Origin of the sequence: Herminiimonas sp. (genome assembly GCF_030645555.1) — a bacterium.
GTDB lineage: Bacteria > Pseudomonadota > Gammaproteobacteria > Burkholderiales > Burkholderiaceae_D > Oxalicibacterium.
Window position 1 is genome coordinate 1 of sequence record NZ_JAUSME010000343.1, and the last position, 2,830, is coordinate 2,830.

Annotated in this window: 2 protein-coding genes; both read right to left on the bottom strand. The window is 55.2% G+C overall.

Going from position 1 to position 2,830, the window contains the following annotated elements:
• The coding region (locus Q7T06_RS12890) for a FimV family protein (RefSeq protein WP_304785205.1) at window positions 1-2,127 on the bottom strand (2,127 nt) is incomplete at its 3' end.
• A gap of 284 nt (window positions 2,128-2,411) precedes the next feature.
• Window positions 2,412-2,830: aspartate-semialdehyde dehydrogenase (locus Q7T06_RS12895; protein ID WP_304785206.1), on the bottom strand; the 419-nt coding region annotated here is incomplete at its 5' end.

The window sequence follows — 2,830 nt, forward strand, 5'->3', positions numbered from 1 at the left end:
CGCCGCACTTGCTGACGGTTTTTGAGTCAGCGCATCTTCTGCAGGCGAGCTCGCACTACTGAAGTAAGACGCGGCATCGAACGAGGTATTGGATGCTGTGCTTGTCAGCAATGCGTCTGGTTTTTGTTCATCGAACTGCGGTACGGAAGCCGCCAATGCAGCGGCTTCAGGTGCTGCTTTTCCCGATGAAGTACCGGAAGCGTACAAGGGATTGCCCGGATCGAGGATCAAGCCGAGGTTGCCTGCCTGCCTCCACTCATCGCCTTCGCCCTTGGTCATACTGTAAAGCTCGCTGGCCAGCATTTCAAAGGAGCGCACATCATTGCGATTGGCGTAAATTTCCAGCAACTTGACACGCACTGCATGGCGATCAGGCTGGTTGCGCAACGCTTCTTTCAGTATCTCTTCAGCCTGTGCATCGCGACCATAGGCAATATAAACATCGGCTTCAGCGATGGGGTCTACTTCATTGGTGTCGAGCTGGCTGGCAGACGGAACGAAATTGGAATTGAATACGCTGTTATTGGTATCCACGCTTTGGCCGCCAGTCGAACCGAATAAAGAGTTCGATTTCAGGCTGGAATCCGTGATGATGCTGTCATCAAACGGTTTTGGCTGTTTGCGGCGACGCGAGCTGTAAATACCGAGTCCGGCGAGCAAGGCCAGCAAGGCAGCTGCACCCGGCAGGAACATGGCGTTATTCATCAAGTCTTCAAAGAAACCAGGCGCTGGCGGAAGCGGCGCTGGCACGACTGGCTTTTTAACGACAGGAACAGGAGCCGGGGCAGGAGCAGCAACCGGTTCTGTTACCGCAGCAGGAGCCGGCTCGACAGGTGCTTCAACCACTGGCGGCATCGTCAGCGGTGCTGCCGCTTCCGGGGCAGCAGGGGCTGGCACAGCCGGTGCTGCCGGTGGAACTACCGCAGCCGGGGTTGCCGCACTTGCAGCTGTTGCCTGTTTTTGCTGTTCAGCCAAATCCTTGTTTTTGATTTCAAGGATTTTTTGCAACTCGCTTACGTTTTTCTCGAGTTCCTTGACGCGCGCATCTGCATCTGCAATCGCCTTGTCCTTGGCGATCAATTCTTCGGCGCTGGCACCCGCCTTCACTGCCTTATCGGAGCCTGCAGCTGATGCCGCTCCCGATTTGGATAACTTGAGCTTGTCCTTGGACAGATCCGTTGCAGTGGATTCTTCCTGTATCCGCGTGGTGATTTTGCCGCCAGCAGTTTGTTTGACATCGTCCGATTGTTTCGCCGCTGCGGTGGATACTTGTTCAGCGAGTTTATTGCGATAGCTATTGAAGTCGGCTGCTTGTGCAACCACCACACCCCTGGCTTCGGACTGGACAACTGATTTTGCCGCATCTGCATCCGGCACTGACAGGATTTGCCCGGCGCGCAGGCGATTCATGTTCTTGCCGATAAAGGCTTCCGGATTGGCGCGATACAGCGCCACCAGCATCTGGTCGAGAGAAACACCGTCTGCACGATACTGATTCGCGATTTTCGCCAGCGTATCGCCTTTCTTGACCAGATGTTCATCAGAGGATGGAGCTTCGGCCTTCGGTGCAGACGTAGTGCGCTCCGGCCTGGCTGCAGCAGGTGCAGGTGTTTCACGCACCGCTGGTGATGGTGCCGGCTCTGCCGCAGGCTGCGGCACGGGCTGCGGTGTAAATACTGGCTCCGGCGCACTCTCTTGCTTCATGACCGGAGGGATCGGACGGCTGATCGCAATCGGCGCTACCTGTGCTGGCCGCGCGGAACGCATTTCAGGCGGATCCAGCAGGAAGGTGTATTCACGTACCAGCTTGCCTTTATTGCCGCCCAGTTCGAGCAACATATCGACGAAAGGCTCATTGATAGGCTGGGTAGAGGTGATGCGGACGACGGGCCGGTTGCCACGTTGTTCAACTGCAAACCTCAGCGTAAACAGGGCTGGATTGAGATCGATATTGGCTTGGCGGAATGCATCGGCAGATGCCAACTTAGGTATCAGCGATCCCGCTTCTTCAGGCGACACCGAGGTTAATTCTATCTCTGCCCGCAGCGGCTGGCCCAGCGACGACAATACAGTCAGCTTGCCCAGGCCCGCCGCATACGCATTCGATAACACGAGCGCGGAAAGCATCGCTGCGCTCAGTGTTTTTAATTTGAACGAGGAAAATGTAGAGCGAGAGGTTGACCGCATTTTTAGTGGCATGGAGAGTATTCCGTTAGCGTACGTTGAAGACCACAAGCAACGCTTATTTATCGTTTTTCTAAGAACTTTCACCATAGCATCATGGACTTACGTGCGCAAGCGCAACCATCTTGGCAACTAATTTAAAACCCGCCTATCGCTCTGTATTTGAGCGAATTTGGCGGGTTTATGTTGCGTCGTGACAACGACGTAAAATTACAACAATTACAACATCAATGCTCGAGCACGATGCGCAGCATGCGGCGCAATGGTTCTGCCGCACCCCACAGCAATTGATCGCCAATGACGAAGGCAGAAATGTATTCCGGTCCCTGGTTCAGCTTGCGCACGCGACCTACACCGATTTCCAGACCGCCGGTAATTGCTGCCGGGATCAACTCCTTGACCGTCACTGCGCGTTCATTCGGCACCCATTTCACCCATTGATTGCCGGAACGGATGATGGATTCGATTTCCGCCAGCGGCACATCGTGTGTGAGCTTGATCGTCAATGCCAGGCTGTGGCAGCGCATCGCGCCTATGCGCACGCACAAGCCGTCGACTGGGATAGTCTGCGTGTTGCCGAGTATCTTGTTGACTTCAGCCTGGCCCTTCCACTCTTCCTTCGACTGGCCATTGTCCAGCTGCGCAT